The sequence below is a fragment of the Rhizobium sp. O111 genome, assembly GCF_055616315.1.
In genome coordinates, this window is sequence record NZ_JBSHXL010000003.1 from 34,575 (window position 1) to 48,928 (window position 14,354).

The 14,354-nt window shown below is 58.0% G+C and carries 15 protein-coding genes and 1 pseudogene; 6 read left to right on the forward strand and 10 right to left on the reverse strand.

Annotation, left to right across the window (positions count from 1 at the left end; all coding sequences use genetic code 11):
- Positions 1 to 54: 54 nt before the first annotated feature.
- Complete coding sequence (locus tag ACVTFQ_RS25915) at positions 55 to 552, forward strand: hypothetical protein (protein WP_470424198.1); 498 nt, start codon at positions 55 to 57, stop codon at positions 550 to 552.
- A gap of 338 nt (positions 553 to 890) precedes the next feature.
- Here ACVTFQ_RS25915 and ACVTFQ_RS25920 read toward each other — a convergent pair whose 3' ends face one another.
- From ACVTFQ_RS25920 to ACVTFQ_RS25935, 4 genes are all read right to left on the reverse strand, one after another.
- Complete coding sequence (locus tag ACVTFQ_RS25920) at positions 891 to 1,583, reverse strand: hypothetical protein (RefSeq protein WP_470424199.1); 693 nt, start codon at positions 1,581 to 1,583, stop codon at positions 891 to 893.
- Positions 1,584 to 2,254: 671 nt separating this feature from the next.
- Positions 2,255 to 2,455, reverse strand: coding sequence for a hypothetical protein (locus ACVTFQ_RS25925; RefSeq protein ID WP_111563903.1), 201 nt, complete (start codon positions 2,453 to 2,455; stop codon positions 2,255 to 2,257).
- A gap of 40 nt (positions 2,456 to 2,495) precedes the next feature.
- The gene (locus tag ACVTFQ_RS25930; protein WP_112436064.1) at positions 2,496 to 2,699 is read right to left on the reverse strand and encodes a hypothetical protein; all 204 of its coding nucleotides are present in this window, start codon (positions 2,697 to 2,699) and stop codon (positions 2,496 to 2,498) included.
- Positions 2,689 to 3,051, reverse strand: a complete 363-nt coding sequence (locus ACVTFQ_RS25935) for a hypothetical protein (RefSeq protein ID WP_283193732.1) — start codon at positions 3,049 to 3,051, stop codon at positions 2,689 to 2,691. The genes ACVTFQ_RS25930 and ACVTFQ_RS25935 overlap by 11 nt, the downstream gene beginning before the upstream one ends.
- Before the next feature lie 385 nt (positions 3,052 to 3,436).
- Here ACVTFQ_RS25935 and ACVTFQ_RS25940 point away from each other — a divergent pair, with 385 nt between their 5' ends.
- Positions 3,437 to 3,664, forward strand: coding sequence for an acetyltransferase (locus ACVTFQ_RS25940; protein ID WP_111563906.1), 228 nt, complete (start codon positions 3,437 to 3,439; stop codon positions 3,662 to 3,664).
- Positions 3,665 to 4,275: 611 nt separating this feature from the next.
- Here ACVTFQ_RS25940 and ACVTFQ_RS25945 read toward each other — a convergent pair.
- The 5 genes from ACVTFQ_RS25945 to ACVTFQ_RS25965 all read right to left on the reverse strand — a co-directional run bounded on the left by ACVTFQ_RS25945 (position 4,276) and on the right by ACVTFQ_RS25965 (position 9,448).
- Positions 4,276 to 4,458: a hypothetical protein gene (locus ACVTFQ_RS25945; RefSeq protein WP_146618520.1), complete on the reverse strand. Its 183-nt coding sequence runs from the start codon at positions 4,456 to 4,458 to the stop codon at positions 4,276 to 4,278.
- Positions 4,455 to 4,685 (reverse strand): hypothetical protein, encoded by a 231-nt coding sequence (locus tag ACVTFQ_RS25950; protein ID WP_111563908.1) that lies wholly within the window; start codon positions 4,683 to 4,685, stop codon positions 4,455 to 4,457. Before ACVTFQ_RS25950 ends, ACVTFQ_RS25945 begins: the two co-directional genes overlap by 4 nt.
- 511 nt (positions 4,686 to 5,196) lie before the next feature.
- Positions 5,197 to 5,724, reverse strand: coding sequence for a GXWXG domain-containing protein (locus ACVTFQ_RS25955; RefSeq protein ID WP_470424200.1), 528 nt, complete (start codon positions 5,722 to 5,724; stop codon positions 5,197 to 5,199).
- A 313-nt stretch (positions 5,725 to 6,037) separates the two neighbouring features.
- Positions 6,038 to 7,018 (reverse strand): L,D-transpeptidase family protein, encoded by a 981-nt coding sequence (locus ACVTFQ_RS25960; RefSeq protein ID WP_470424603.1) that lies wholly within the window; start codon positions 7,016 to 7,018, stop codon positions 6,038 to 6,040.
- A gap of 138 nt (positions 7,019 to 7,156) precedes the next feature.
- Positions 7,157 to 9,448, reverse strand: a complete 2,292-nt coding sequence (locus ACVTFQ_RS25965; protein ID WP_470424201.1) for a cation:proton antiporter domain-containing protein — start codon at positions 9,446 to 9,448, stop codon at positions 7,157 to 7,159.
- Positions 9,449 to 9,661: 213 nt separating this feature from the next.
- Between ACVTFQ_RS25965 and ACVTFQ_RS25970 the strand changes: the two genes are divergently transcribed.
- Both ACVTFQ_RS25970 and ACVTFQ_RS25975 read left to right on the forward strand, forming a co-directional pair.
- Positions 9,662 to 10,153: an ATP-dependent DNA ligase gene (locus ACVTFQ_RS25970; protein WP_470424604.1), complete on the forward strand. Its 492-nt coding sequence runs from the start codon at positions 9,662 to 9,664 to the stop codon at positions 10,151 to 10,153.
- A 120-nt stretch (positions 10,154 to 10,273) separates the two neighbouring features.
- Positions 10,274 to 10,479 (forward strand): annotated as a pseudogene (locus tag ACVTFQ_RS25975) (DUF4142 domain-containing protein).
- Between the two features lie 169 nt (positions 10,480 to 10,648).
- Here ACVTFQ_RS25975 and ACVTFQ_RS25980 read toward each other — a convergent pair.
- Positions 10,649 to 12,193 (reverse strand): HWE histidine kinase domain-containing protein, encoded by a 1,545-nt coding sequence (locus ACVTFQ_RS25980; protein ID WP_112436057.1) that lies wholly within the window; start codon positions 12,191 to 12,193, stop codon positions 10,649 to 10,651.
- A gap of 225 nt (positions 12,194 to 12,418) precedes the next feature.
- On the opposite strand from ACVTFQ_RS25980, the gene ACVTFQ_RS25985 reads away from it, so the two are divergent.
- Together ACVTFQ_RS25985 and ACVTFQ_RS25990 are read left to right on the forward strand one after the other, a co-directional pair.
- A complete protein-coding gene (locus ACVTFQ_RS25985; RefSeq protein WP_470424202.1) occupies positions 12,419 to 13,801 on the forward strand; it encodes a sensor histidine kinase in 1,383 nt (460 codons plus the stop codon).
- Positions 13,801 to 14,196 carry a response regulator gene (locus ACVTFQ_RS25990; RefSeq protein ID WP_470424203.1) on the forward strand — a complete coding sequence of 132 codons (396 nt, stop codon included), beginning with the start codon at positions 13,801 to 13,803 and terminating at the stop codon, positions 14,194 to 14,196. Before ACVTFQ_RS25985 ends, ACVTFQ_RS25990 begins: the two co-directional genes overlap by 1 nt.
- Positions 14,197 to 14,354 lie beyond the last annotated feature (158 nt).

The window sequence follows — 14,354 nt, forward strand, 5'->3', positions numbered from 1 at the left end:
GCGTGGTTGTGGAACCACCGCCGCGCTGCGGTCCATGATCAACGACAGGGGTCGATGATCGATCTGGGCTTGCGAATTTTGCCACTCGCTCTGGCCAAAAAATATGGCTCGCACTATGTCTCGCGGGTTGTAACCGCCGATCAGGAAGATGCGATGATCAGCCCTCGGGACTTGGACAGCTTCGAGCTTCGCGCGCTCAAGAACTTGGTAAATGGCGAAGGCGCTTACTTAACGGAACCGATGGTCAGGCGACTGATGTTGCTGTCATTGGCCAGCCGGTCCGGCGATGGCAAGATCCGCGCCTCGGAGCTTGGAAAAGAAGTCGTACTGCAATCTCGTATGGCCCTCGTCTCGTTAGTGGAGGGTAGAGATACCGGGAAGACTTCCCCCCATCCAGCTGCGGTAGAGTGGGGGAAGATGAGAGCTCCTCACGGCCGGATCATTAACGGAGCAGGCGATTATCTGTCCAGGGATAGAATCTGGATAGCCGAGAGAGTTACAGCGCTCAAGGCCCGCCACGTGGCGCGCAGGGGAGACCCACTCGGTCGATAGCACGGTGGGCGCGATACGTTCCGACGAGACCGGTCCTCGTCTCTGGCCGTTCCTTTCCTGGTTCAATAGCTCCGAAATGGTCGATCGAGCCGTGTCAGCTCTCGGTCGTTATCAGGGGCTGGATCGGGCGGCCTACTATCAGCTCCTGGGTTTGAACTAAACCAAGTCTTCCCGTCCATGACCTGTCAGATGAAGTTTTACGCTTCCCTCGATGTCCGCGAACCGCCTGTCGCGATAGGCTGTCCACCGTGCCGGAGGACGAGAACGAAAGTAGAGTGAGGCAGCTTTCGTTGACCTGAGCCGCGCGACAACGCGCGGCTCCGGATTGTCTCGACCGCTCAGCGACTCCCAGGCAGCATCTGGCTTTGTCGCAGGTCGTCGATCGACTGTTCCCGCGACGCCCGTTCGTTCATTGGGCGATCCCCTTCGGACACGTCGCGCTGATGGCCCGTCGGGACCACGTCGTCAACGATATCGTCGGGAAGGTTCTCGGCCAGATCGTATCCACGCACGCGCGGCGACGTCGCCTGCGTGGTTCTCGTGTAGCGGCCGACGCCGGTGGCGCTGCGTGCGGCCGTCTCGGCGTGGAAGACGTCGTCCTCAGACCCGATGGCCTGCTGGCCGCCTCCGGCCGTCCAGCCTTCCTCTCGCCAGAGGTCCGCGCGCTCGTCCATATCGATTGAGCCTTCATTAGCGAGAATGTCGTGCGCCGTGTCGTAATTGCTCTGGTCTACGGACACCGAAACGAGAAAACCGCCCCGGCGGAGACCTTCAGCGTAGACGTGCCGGTCTTCGTCCGGGAAGAACCAGTCGCCTAGGCGTGACCAGAACCCGGACCCTTCCGCCGCAGCTGCAGGTCCTTCGCCCTCCGCTTCGTAGCCCGGCATTAGGCGGACGTCGGACACCCCGGCCGACTTCAGTTTGTCGATGGCCGTCTCGGCCTCGCTTCGGCTGTCGAAGAACGCTGTGAGCGTGCTCCTGGCGAGGCCGCTGGCAAAGGTTGGCGCGCCTTCATTGTAGATGTTGGTCATCATGCTCCTCCTACGTTTGGTGAGGAGCCAACGGGTGTCGAAGCTGAATGTTCCGAGCTGGCTTAGGGGTCGAGGCAAGGGAACCGCGTCTCGCACAGATCGCCTTGCGGACTCGTCATGCGATCACACCCCACCGCGAGACGACGGCGCAGTCGAGCAAAGCTGGCTCCCGCGCCCAGCTGGTCGACGAGTGCCTTTCGCTCTAGGCTGTCCCGGCGATCGCATCTGACGCATACGACCTCGATAATCGGCTGACGGAAGTCCCTTAGTTTAGGCCCGGGTAGGTTGTCGGGTCGAGGGCGACGTTTTCCCAATCTCTAGTCCTTGCACGCGATCTGGCGGCTGATTACCGCATGTAAAATTGACAGGCAAGACGTGAGCTGTAGCCTACTATCGTCATAGCGGCCTCGACTGTTGGAAACCGGATCGATGGCAGAGTAAGCCACGATCGACACAGATGTTGCCGACTTTTTTGAAACAGCATCGTGCCCTAAGTTCTTCGTTTATGAAGCAGTCGAGGTCGTGTCGGAGCCAAGCTCGGCCACGACGCGATCGAAGCGGTCCGAATGTTTCGTGAGCACGCCGCGACCGTACAGAAAACGCGCTTGGCTCCCGGCGAATCTTGAAAAACCGTTTCGCTCAGCCCCAGAATGCAACATCGTCAAAGCACACTACGCAGCGGTTTTCGGCAATTTAGCAGCGATTTCCGCAGCTTCGAGTCGAGCTGAGGTCTTGTAAGGATAGTGCTTCCAGCACCACCAATCCTGGGAATCGGCTGTGCAGAAGCCAAAGCCAGCCCAGTCGCCGCAGTGGCACTTATGCGCGACCAGTTTTGGTGCCCGTTGTAAAGTCTGTCGATTGATGTCGCTCATAGGAAACTCCTCTCAGGGCTGGTGTGACGTCGCATGCAAATTAAAGATCACGATCGAATTTGGGCTTCCAACCGCGCGTCATCCCTTGGCTCATTGCCGCCTCGGCCAAAGTCAGTTGCAGGCGCAAGTGCTTTATGTCTCCCAGAAGCGTCGCTATTGTCGCCTTGGCATCCTCATCGTGGTAGGCGAGGGCCGCTTCGACTTCATAGCTGTTCGCCAAGGCTTGAGCCGACTTACTGCACATGCCGGGCATTCCTCATGAGCAAATAGAATGCCTCGATGACGTCGCTCTCATCGCCGGAGTAGTCGAACCACAAGGGCTTGCTCATAAGCTGTTCGTAACCGACGGCGTTGAAGTAACCGCACGCTCTGCCGCTCCTTGGGTCAAAACCGATATCGAATGAACCAATGGGCGCGCCGGAACCCATGTCGTACACATCCACAGAGCACAAAGCCCAGCTCGGGTAGCTTGGGATCATGAGAAGGACCGCCATCAAAAGCGGATGAACCTCCGCGAGCGTTGCCTCGCGCGGGGTTGCCCAGTATGTGCCTGTCTCTTCGTCAGCCCGCGGCTGTCCGCTCGGCGTCTTGGTCATCGCCGTCATCCCTTTAAAGAATTGAATGTTCCTATTATGTTCTCTTCTGGGGAGGAGTCAACAATTTTGGCGACGACGGGTGACAACGTCGACGAGCCCCAAACCTCGACGATACTCAGGCTCCTCCGCCACCGGGGGTATTTGTCGGTCTACCGTCACCAGCCGTAATCCAAGCGCTGTCGGCAGTGCCGGCATTTCTTGCAGGTTGTGAAGCCGTGTCGGCATCAGTGACGTCGACGGTCCGCCAACGTACTGATGATATCGGCTGAAAGCAAAAGTCTGGCGAGAACGTTTCGCGGTCCACGGAATGTCAAATGCAATTGCCCAGCGCCAAGATCGGCGTAAGGTATGCTCTCGCATTGACGCCTTTTGAGGAGGAGACGCAATGTTCCAAGCGTTCGATAGTCGTGGCAAGCAACCGCTCGGGCCGGAAGAATTTTCCATGGTCCAAGGTCTCGTAAAAGACTACTGCAGCGAGAGGTCCCTTGAACTGGCCTGCGCCGAAGCTCAAGAGGCAGCGAGAGAACTCCTCGGCTGGTTCCAGCTCGGCGTCACGGATCGGAACCGCCTAAGGGAACTCTTAACTTCGCGCAAGACAGATACGGCCTCGTGAGCCGGCCTGAATGGAGAGAGGCGTCGCGGCTCAGGCTGGAAGAGGCCGCGGCCCATTTCGTCGTGGACCGGGTAGATAAGAGGACATCCTCGGCGCGATCGTCGGGGAGTTAGGCCGGCTCCGCGGCGCGCCTGAACTCAACCTAAACCCGGCCGACGGCCGCAGCCAATCGATCCGCTCGTCCAAGTCGCCCCAACCGCAGGGTTGGCCTCCCGCCGCACGACAAGGGCTCCTGCGTGTCTCTCGGACGCCGCCTTTGCTTCGGCGATCGCGTCCGCCTCGCTGCCCCCGGCGATTGTCTCCCAAGCTCGGACTGGATTTCCGCGGGGATCCAGGTTGTGGGCGAATATCCGCGATGATGCGAACGTGCCCGGCATCACGGGGTGCCGTGATTCAGGCTAGAGAGCTGTTCGATCAGGTGCGGCCCGTCTTCCGTGCGCTCATCGTGGGACGTACCTCTGAGTTTAAAGCGAGTTCGCAACGCCTCGTCTGCCGTTGCCTCCACACGCTGGCCGCAGTCGCCGCCAAGAGGTGACCGCTTTGGACGATCGTGACGTTCATCGGCGCGCCGTTGAGATCGTTCTTGATACTGGGCGACGCAACTCTTTTTCCTACTCGGAATTGGCCGCTCGCGGGACCCGCGCGGTGTCGTCCGCTTCGTCGTTCTCGGCATGGGAAATCTCGGTCTTGCGCCCACCGCCACTTTCGAAATCGGACGGCCGAGGCGAAATCTCGTCGTCCGCCCGCAGCTCGGCGGTTCTCAAATATTCTTTGCGTTCGTCCATCGTCTTCACTCGCGGCTCGCGGTCTGAGGGGCCGGGATATGGTCCCTTGCGTCAGCACGACCTGTCTCCGGGTCGGCATCGGTTACGCCATCGCCGGCCTCGCGGCTACCACCCATGTTGACCGGCGGAGCGCGCCGGTCGTCGATATTACTTTCGGGAAGCTCGTCGTCTTGGGTGTCTTCGTTAAGGGACTTCGGAGGAAGCTTTGCCGAGCTCGGAATGGAATTCGATGTCATTTGTGTTCTCCTTCTGAAAAGGGAACTCGCAGCTCAGGCAGCGGTTCCCAAACGCTCGTGCGCCCAGGGCGTTTGCCAGTTGGAGAGCCGTCCCGCTTCTACCGAGTTGCCAGATAGCGATCCGTCGATGCGAAGAGCGTGGCACCCAGCAGAAATTGAAAGACCTCGCGACTGCGCCGGACGTCATGCTCGTCCCAAGCAAAGACATTCTCGATACGAGTTCGCGTACTCCGTCGTTGTCGCCATGTGGCGGTTGAGGTCGGGCGCTCCGTCCTTCGACCACACCGCTCCGCGCTCGCCCTCGACTTTCGCGGCATCGACCGCGCTTCGCGCTACTCTTGTCGCGTCCTCGTCCCCGGCGGGGTCCTTGACCACCCCACGTGCTGACATCAAGTCGGACACGAGGCGTTTGCGCTCATCCTCAGGCAGGTGAGGGTTTGTCTTCCGCCAGGGACGTCCGCGCACAACGATGTAGCGGCCATCCGGCGTTTCTAGGTCGCACCGCTCTTGGTCAGGGCTGCTGATCTAACGGATTGACGCGCCGGAGCCGAAAGAAATATCGCCGCTCGTCGCCTTCGACGACCATCATGCCAGCAATCTCGTCGTCTCCGATGCGCCGAAAGAAGTCGACGATGGGCTGCCGGTCATAGACCATCGCCGCCGTCTCGTCTTCATCGACTGTCCTTAGTTTTACGGAGGCAGTCGTGTCGCGGGCACGCACCAGCTTGTTCAACCGAGAAAACCAGTTTCGAGCGACGGACGTCTTGGCGAAGTCCGCGAAGCGGATCACCGTTCGGATCGGGAAGAAGGCCGGCTCGATGGGTACAAGGCGTCTTGGCCGCCATTGAAACAGCAGCGCGTCCGCCCTGAGGTCGGGGTGAAATTTCTTGCCGAACCACTGCAGGTTTTCCAACACGCCATCCAACGGATGTCCCGATGGAATGCCTTCACCCCACCACACGCCAGTCAACTCGGTCGGGACAACGGGCGGCAGCGAAGCAAACCAGGCGATCTTTTCAGACTGTAGGCCGTCCGACATACCAGCTCCTACCGTTGATAGGTGAGGGCGATGCCGAACAGGTGGGGCGCTCGTCTGCCGTTTCGTTGGCCATCGCGAGAAATCGGAAAAACCGCGATGTTCACCATCCCTGTTGCGTCCGATTGACACGGCCCGCGCTCAGAAAAGAAATGTCGAGCCTTCGAGATGGTTCCCGCAACGAAACAAGGAACAACGACGCACGATAAGAATTGGTCGTCATGAAGAGGGTCGGGATTGGCGTCCTCGCTCGAACTGAGACATTACCCTCAATTCGCTCTCTGCGTGTCCATCACGGGCCACACGTTTTGGTGCTCTAATTTTCAAACACGACAGTAACACCGGGCTTGACCATGCTGCTGAGCTCCTCAACGTCCCAATTCGTAAGTCGGACACAGCCGTGAGACCCTGCTTTGTCGATCAATGACGGTTCCGGCGTACCGTGGATGCCGTATGTCGGCTCGGAAAGATCGATCCAGACGGTACCCACGGGGTTGTTAGGGCCACTTGGAAGAGTGAGCTTTGACTTGTTCTTGCCTTGCTGGAAGTTGATTTTTGGATTGTACACGTATGGCGGATTTCGAGCCACACCGTTGACCTTGTGCTTTCCCGAAGGCGACGGGTTATCCTCGCTGCCGATGGTTGCCGGATAAACGGCCAAGACCTTGTCGTTCTCGCCGTAGGCGACCAGCTCGCCGGCCTTTCGGTGGGCCTCGATCCGCTTTACGTTGCCTGTCCGGGGAGCGCCGACAACGGCGACAGACAGTGTTTCGCCAGGTATGAACCGCGCCGTGGGGTTCAGCGCACGTATCAGGTCCACGTCCATATGGAAGCGCTCCGCCAGTTTTTCGGCCACGCTGGTATATCCGAGATGGGCCAGTTTCGCCTGCTCCGAATAGTCTTTCGGTATCTCTGGGACGATGTCATCGCCGTCATCGGCCGCGATCGTATACGGCCCGATAACACGCTGGTCGTCAGACAGACGTGTTACAATTTCTTCGTCTAGGTTCCCGTCGACGGGGAGCCCCTGCAGCAGTTCGAAGCCTGCGATGGCCTTCCTGACGTTTGCTCCATCCAATCCGTCAATAACGCCCGGCGACGCACCTGCACGATCTAACAAGACCTGAAGATGTATGACCGCGGGATCGGGCTTGTCTGTCGGGGGGTGTTCCAGACTCTTGTCAGACAAGACCGAGGAAAGATTGACGCTGTTGATCTCTTGTGGGGAGAGGTCTTGGGCGTGAACGACCCCCACGGATGCGAGGGCGATAACTGAACCGAGGACGATTTTTTTCATCATCCCGATTAATCGCGCGGACGCGCCCGCGGTTCCACGCGTGCGGGACGAAGTACTAATTTCTAAAGAAGAAGGCCTGAAGCGTTCTCCGATGCCAGTTGCGGGTGAAAGGACAGGCCAAATGTACCACTTGCGTGTTCATGCGGCATCGTCTCGAATGTTGGTGATCTCCGTCTCCACCAGAAGGCACGACCGATCCGCAGTGCCCAGCAAAGCGTCAGCGACGTTCCCGTACGAAAGTCGCTCACCTGCTCGTCGACTGACACCCAGCACTATCAAATTGTAGTCGCCACTGCGCGCGCAGCGAAGAATGTCGAGTTCGGGCGACGAACCCTGACGCAACAGCTTTTCGGGCTTGATGTCGAAATACGCTGCAGCGGCGTCGATTTGTCGGAAAGGATCAGCCTGTTTGCTGAGTTGGTCGGTAATCCGCGATACGCCCTGCAGTTTGCGTTCTTCTTTCACGAAAACCACCGCGCAGTGTCCACCGCTTGCCTTGGCAACAGCAAACGCGAACTCCGCTGCGCGCACCGACCGCTGGGTATCGCTGACAGCGACCAGAATGCGAAGTCGGTTACTTTTTTCTGGCATTTGTCCCCGGGAAGACACGATCGCCGTTGTGCCGGCGAATTTCTCCGCGGTTGCCTGGATGGTGGGACTGAAGCTCCCGTCTGAACGCAGGACGGGTTCCACGCCAGCAAATAGCAAATCATGGCCCGACTTCGAAATCTCGGCCAATGCGCTCTCTAGGTCCACGTCCTTAGCGAATTCCGTAACGCGGAGCGCAGAAGTCTCTTCGCCGTCGGCTCTGACCGTTTCCGACGCATGCCTTTCGAGCATAGGGATTAGCGCATCCCGAACCCCCTCCGAACCTGGTCTGCCATCAGAAGTGGCGTCGGAGTCCTTGTCGGAAGAGATGTCCAAAGTCGTTACCGGCATGTTCCTCGAAGCTCCAAGCAGACCCGCGATTCTGGCAGCCAGCTGGCTGTTCGACGATCCATCAGAGACAAGCACCGCCCGCTCGAACTGCTTCAAGAAGCTGCCTTTCTCGAAATCTTCCCGTTCTAGTCGCTCCTTTTCCTCTTCCCTGAGGGGCAACCGCGCCAGCGCCCAACGCAACGTTGGAGGCATCGCCATCGTTGTAATGACGGCCATCGCCACGATGACCGAGAACAACTCCTCGTTCAAAACCCCGACGGAAAGACCGATCGTCGCAACGATAACCTCGGTCGATCCACGCGCGTTCATTCCGCACCCGAGCGCCAACGCTTCGGGATTAGAGAGACCGCTGGCCTTGGCGGCTGCAAAAGCTCCGCCGAACTTGCCAAGCGAGGCAATCAAAACGACGACCAAAGTGAGGAGGATGATTTTGGGATCACCAAGGACGGTGAGATCGGTTTGCAGTCCCGTAAGTCCGAAGAAGACCGGCATGAATAGCGCCGTAGTGAGGCCGCGTAACTGGACATCAATCTGACGGGTCAGGATTGGGGACTCGCCAACCAGGATGCCGGCAACAAATGCTCCGAGGACCGTGTGCACCCCGATCGCGTTGGTGATCATCGCCATTCCGCCCATTATGGCGATGATGGCACTCAAAACCGGGAGATCGCTTTTGAAATTGTCGTTCGTCCAGCGGATGATCTCGAAAACGATACGGCGTCCGATCGTGAAGCTGAAGACCATGAAAGCAAGGGTGCCGGTCACGCTCTTCGCCAAGGTGAGCGGGTCGACGGTGCCGGTTTTTGCGAGTCCGAACGTGACCGCTATGATGATCCACCCGAGCGTGTCGTCGATAATGGCCGAAGCGACTATCAACTGACCGATATTCCGCCTCATGAAATCCATCTCTCGCACGACCGATGCGACGATCTTCACCGACGAAATAGATAAGGCCGTTCCAAGGAACAGAGATGCGACCAGCCTTTTATCTGGGTCGGGAAGAAGGTCGGCCGGCATGAACTGGCCAAGCGCAAATCCTGCCGCGAAAGGGATGGCTATTCCGGTTAACGATACCCCTGTCGCTGACCTTCTAAGCTTCCTGGCAAGTGCAAGATCGGTTTCCATCCCGGCCAAAAGCAATAGAAACAAAATGCCGAGCTGCCCGATCGCGTTGCTCATGCTTTTTTGTGCCTCGTCCGGCGGAAACAACCGAACCTGAAAGTCGGGGAGGAGAAGCCCGAACAGCGAAGGGCCGAGGATTACCCCGGCGATAATCTGGCCCATGATAGAGGGCTGGCCGATCCTCACCATGAGTTCACCCAAGAGGCGGCCCGACACCACGAGAACGACAATTTGAAGCAAGAATAGAGCTTCGGACGGCCCTGCGGGCTTATCGGAGCCGGCCGCCAACGCCGCGGTGACGCCGGTAGAAAGAAAAGCGAAAGCTAGTAGGAAGTGCAGTGTAGCGAGAAATTTGAGATGCTTCGTCATTTGATCGCTCGATTGAGGCTGATCCTAACGATCAATCGGGCTAGACGGTTCCATATGACATCTACGCAGTCGTACACACGGACCGATGTAATCGCGGTCGCGGGCGGTTCGGTTTTTCTCTTCGACGATGCTGACCTTTCGCCAAACAAATATGAGCTTGCGGAACCGCACTGGTAATCTGCGGGGCATGGTTGGACCGGGCGCTTTCCGCCGATAGCTGAAGCTCGCAAACTTGGTGTTCCGAACGCTATCCTGGATGGAGAAGCAGCGGTGCTGGACGATGAAGGCCGGTCGGATTTCGGTGCGCTTCAGCGGTCACTGGGTGGGCGAGGCGGCAAGCTGCCATCTTCGAGTTCAATTTACGTCGCCTTCGACCTGCTGTATTGTGATGGCCATGACCTGCAGACGATGGAAGTATCGAGCCGCCGACATCTGCTTGAACAGCTGCTTGCTGATCGCGATGGACTGATCCAATTCTCGGAGGAAAACGACGGTGAGGGCGGCGCGATCTTCCGAGCCGCGTGCGGACATTGCCTCGATGGCATCATCTTCAAGGATGCGGACAGCGCCTACAGGTCGGGACGGACTGCCGATTGGATCAAGGTGAATTGCATTGCCTCGGAGAGCTTTTTCATCGTTGGTTACGAGAAAACGTCGACAGCCCGAAACGGCCTGGGAAGCTTGCTGCTAGTGGCCCGAAAATGACCGACTTAATATGTCGGCTCCGTCGGAACGGGGTTCAAATACAACGACGCGGTCGAACTCCGCGCGAAGACGATCAAAGCCCCGGCGACCGCCGACCTAGCTCCCAAGCATCGGAAGATGATGGATCAGCTAAGTGCCGCCAAGGGAAAGGACTTTGATGACCCGTACCTCGATATGCGGCGCAGGCACATATGGAGGCGGTAGGGCTTTTTCGAACCTACGCTGGATCGGGAGACAATCAGACGATTGTGGGATTTGCAAAGGAAACGCTTCCAGCACTGGAAACGCATCTTGCTCATGTGGAGATGCTCGTGGTCACGGAATAACCCGTTGATTGCTACCTGGCGGACACCCCACCAGGCAGCAATCAGGCTATCGTTTCTGAACATATGTTTCGTTTGGGACTTGGGGAAAACATCTCGCCACAACCATGTCAATGATATCCCGCCGTGAACATGACCTTGGTGTACCGGACATGCGCGATAATTGGCCAGCTCAGCTCTCCAGAGGAAGCCGACCTTCCAAGCTGAAGCGGAAGCCGAGCGGCTCATACTCAAGCTTCACGTCGCCGTTGAAGTATGGTGCGACCATCCGGCGGATCAACTGCGTCCCAAAGCCTGTTTTTTCTGGCACGACGACGGGCGGGCCTCCGGTCTCCGACCATCGAAAACTGAACTCGCCGGTCTCTCGCAAGCTCCACTCGATCTCCACAATGCCGGAATCACCTGAGAGCGCTCCATACTTTGCAGCATTCGTCGCCAGCTCGTGAAGCGCGAGTGACAAACCCATCGCCTGACCAGCATCCAATTTTCGCGGCGGGCCCCTTGTATTGAAACGTCCCACTCCCGAATCGTGTGGCGCTAGCGCATTGGATACGATTTCCGTAATGTCCCCGACGTTGCCTTGCGCTGTTGTCAGGAGGTCCTGTGCCCGTGCCAACGCCACAACTCGCTTCGAGATCGCTTCCTTGGCATCGTCGAGCGTGACAGCGTTTCTCACAGATTGAGATACGATCGCCTGAACGATCGAAAGTGTATTTTTGACCCTGTGAGCCGCCTCGGCCATCATGCCAGCACGGCGGGATTCCTCCGCCTTTATCTCGGTGAGGTCCTTCGTCACCACGCCAAACCCGGCGATCGCACCATCGTCGTCCCGAATTGGAAACATCGTGTACAAAGCCGGCACAAGGTCACCGCTTTCGAAGTGACGCAGACGAATTTCTTGTTCGCAGCTTTCTCCGGCCCTGACGACCGGCACGACCTGTTCCCGAAAGAGAATATGATCATCCGGCGCGATGTAATCCATCACCCTTGGCGGAAGAGGCTCGCCCTGTCGCAGGCCGACCAACTCCCGGGCGGCGTCATTCAAGAACAAGACGTTTCCGTCCGTGTCGGCGATGCCGATGAAGTCCGACGCCTGCCTGACAACGCGCTCGAAATTCGCCTTCGCCCGCTCGGCGCGCACCGCACGTTCAAGTAATTCCCGTTGATTGGCGACAGTTCGTCTCAGTTCAAGCTGGGCCATCGCCTGACGGGCGAGAAAGCGGAGCATTTCCACTTGTTCGGCCGTGAAATCCCGTATCCTGTAATCAAGGACACAGACCGTGCCAATCGGAAACCCATCGGTAGTTTTCATGAGGGCACCGGCGTAGGACCGTATGTGGGGCGCACCGGTTACCAAGGGATTGCAGTCCAGACGGTGATCCGCGGTGGCATCCGGAATGACAAGCACATCTTCCTCGAGCAGCGCGTGACGGCAAAAAGCGGTTTCGAGTGGCGTTGACCGAACACCCAGACCAATCTCCGCTTTGAAAAACTGCCTTGTTGTGTCGACCAGATTGACGACCGCGATCGGTGCGCCGCAAAACCGCGATGCCACCGCGGCAATATCGTCAAAATCCTGTTCGGTGGGCGTATCAAGGACGTTGAATGACCTTAATGCGGCCGATCTTTCGAACTCGTTCCATCCCGCGGGCACGATTTCGAATTCCGGTGAGTGTTCATCGAGCAACTTGGCCATTCCTTTTAATCGGCGGGTCATGCAATCTGCCGCAGCTTGGTGTATCACTGATCAGCCAATGCGTTATCTCAAAACGGCGTTATTTGTTCGTTCGAGAAACGGGTCTAATCCCGGAACCTTGTGAGCAGGACGCAAGTTGGACCGTGACGGGCGCTTGTTGTGCATGGTGATATGCCCTATCTCCTGCATCCGAGCCGTCGGAAAGGAAGTCGCTGTCCTGCCGAGCGACGAACGCAGAGTGCCAGAATGACCGCAGTCCCGAACTTCGCCGCCATTCTTAGTGGCATGCCGCAACCGTATCTCGTTCTCGACGGAAACCTCGCGATCGTAGGTGCAAGCGACAGTTACTTGGCTCTGACCTCCCGCACCCGCGAAGATATAGTCGGCCGCCATATCCTTGAGGCCTTCCCGGAGAACCCGGACGCTCCGGGAACGGTCGAGCAAGGGCCTCTCGAGGTGTCGCTCAAGCATGTGCTCCAGACGCGCAAGGCCCACGAGATGGCGGTCATCCAATATGACATTCCTCGGTTGGGCGGAGGATTTTCCCAAAAATTTTGGATGCCGATCCATACTCCAGTTCTCGACGACACAGGAGCGGTGAGTTTCATCATTCAAAATCCGATGGATGTAACGGAAAGCGTGTTGCGAAATAGGGAGGCGGACGCGAGGCTGAGGGTCGCCCTTCACGCTGCCGACCTGGCCACTTGGGAATACGAACCTGAAACTGACATCTGGAGGCGTAGCCAAATCGTCGACCAAATGTTCGGTTTTGCGGTAGGCGAGGCTGGTCCGGTGGCGGCTCCGTTCTTTGCTCGCATGCACCCGGATGACCTTGTCCAAATCCGGGCGAACCTCGCGGCCGTGGCAGGATCGCCAGATCAAACTGCCTTCGTTTTCGATTATCGGATCGTGCTACCGGACGGCGCGGTGCGGCACATTGCTTCGCGAGGCGAAATACTGCGAACCGCTGGCGGCAAGGTAAGGATGATCGGTGTCCTGATGGACGTGACCCCGGATAGGGTCCGTCAAGCCGAGCTGGAGGAGGCTCTGAAAGCACAGGAACGACTACTCGCTGAACTCAATCATCGGGTTAAGAACAGTCTCCAACTCGTCGTAAGCACCCTTCGATTGCAGGCGCGTCGTCTCCACTTTCCTGTAACGGCCGCCGCGTTTGACGAGGCCATCTCCCGGGTCCGGGCGATAATTTCAGTGCACGAGCGTCTCTACAGGGCGGGAAATGCCCTCAGTGTCGATATGGCTACCCATCTTCACAAACTTTGCCTGGACATTGTAGGCGCGGATCATGAAGGTCGCATGACCGTCGACGCGGAGGAGGTCGAACTGACGCCGGAGAGGGCCATTCCGGTCTCGGTGATCATCAACGAAATTTTGACGGCCGCGCTTTCTCGGGCGGAGACGTTGGACGAATACGAGGTACAGATCATGCGCCGCGGCGATAACGGCCTTGACCTGTCTATCACTGTCAGTGGCGGCAAGAAGCCAATCGTCCTGACGGATTTGAGTAGAAGGCTGATTGGTTCGATGGTGGCTCAGGTCGGTGGGGAATTCGACGATAGTCAGCATGACGATCGCTATCGCGCTGTCCTCACACTCCCAAGGGAGGCTTGATGCTGCTCAGGGTGATGATCGTTGAAGACGAAATGCTTCTGGCCATGGACTTGGAAGACATGCTCCGAGACGCCGGACACACGGTGGTCGGCCAGGCCTCGGATATGCACCAGGCGATCTCCCTCGCCGAGAAGGTTCAAGGCAAAGTCGACGTGGCCATCATGGATGTCAATCTGGCTCGTGGATCGAACGGCATTGTGACAGCAGGTGAACTGCGCCAACGATGGAACATCCCTTCGCTGTTTGTCTCGGGCAATCTGGACGAAGCGACGCGTGAGGTGGCTCACCAGTGGAACCCGATCGGCTTCGTGGGCAAGCCGTACTCCGAACGAGAGGTCCTCAGGTGGCTAAAAATTGTCTCGTCACAGCGGAGCGGAGCCGAGGTCAAAGATTAGGAGCTGGGTGTCGACGCGCAGAAAATATTGGGCCTGACTCTGGTGGGGAGGCAACTGGATCAACTTCATGTGTTAGACAAATAGTTGAGTCTTAGACGGCATAAGCAGCGCAAATCTTGAAAACGCCGCGCGTCGGCTTAGCTTACCTATATTAATAA

Excerpts from the sequence above, each read along its gene's own strand:
- ACVTFQ_RS25915 (WP_470424198.1), top strand. The coding sequence starts at position 55 with ATGATCGATCTGGGCTTGCGAATTTTGCCACTCGCTCTGGCCAAAAAA.
- ACVTFQ_RS25920 (WP_470424199.1), bottom strand. The coding sequence starts at position 1,583 with ATGACCAACATCTACAATGAAGGCGCGCCAACCTTTGCCAGCGGCCTC.
- ACVTFQ_RS25925 (WP_111563903.1), bottom strand. The coding sequence starts at position 2,455 with ATGAGCGACATCAATCGACAGACTTTACAACGGGCACCAAAACTGGTC.
- ACVTFQ_RS25930 (WP_112436064.1), bottom strand. The coding sequence starts at position 2,699 with ATGTGCAGTAAGTCGGCTCAAGCCTTGGCGAACAGCTATGAAGTCGAA.
- ACVTFQ_RS25935 (WP_283193732.1), bottom strand. The coding sequence starts at position 3,051 with ATGACCAAGACGCCGAGCGGACAGCCGCGGGCTGACGAAGAGACAGGC.
- ACVTFQ_RS25940 (WP_111563906.1), top strand. The coding sequence starts at position 3,437 with ATGTTCCAAGCGTTCGATAGTCGTGGCAAGCAACCGCTCGGGCCGGAA.
- ACVTFQ_RS25950 (WP_111563908.1), bottom strand. The coding sequence starts at position 4,685 with ATGACATCGAATTCCATTCCGAGCTCGGCAAAGCTTCCTCCGAAGTCC.
- ACVTFQ_RS25955 (WP_470424200.1), bottom strand. The coding sequence starts at position 5,724 with ATGTCGGACGGCCTACAGTCTGAAAAGATCGCCTGGTTTGCTTCGCTG.
- ACVTFQ_RS25960 (WP_470424603.1), bottom strand. The coding sequence starts at position 7,018 with ATGAAAAAAATCGTCCTCGGTTCAGTTATCGCCCTCGCATCCGTGGGG.
- ACVTFQ_RS25965 (WP_470424201.1), bottom strand. The coding sequence starts at position 9,448 with ATGACGAAGCATCTCAAATTTCTCGCTACACTGCACTTCCTACTAGCT.
- ACVTFQ_RS25980 (WP_112436057.1), bottom strand. The coding sequence starts at position 12,193 with ATGACCCGCCGATTAAAAGGAATGGCCAAGTTGCTCGATGAACACTCA.
- ACVTFQ_RS25985 (WP_470424202.1), top strand. The coding sequence starts at position 12,419 with ATGACCGCAGTCCCGAACTTCGCCGCCATTCTTAGTGGCATGCCGCAA.
- ACVTFQ_RS25990 (WP_470424203.1), top strand. The coding sequence starts at position 13,801 with ATGCTGCTCAGGGTGATGATCGTTGAAGACGAAATGCTTCTGGCCATG.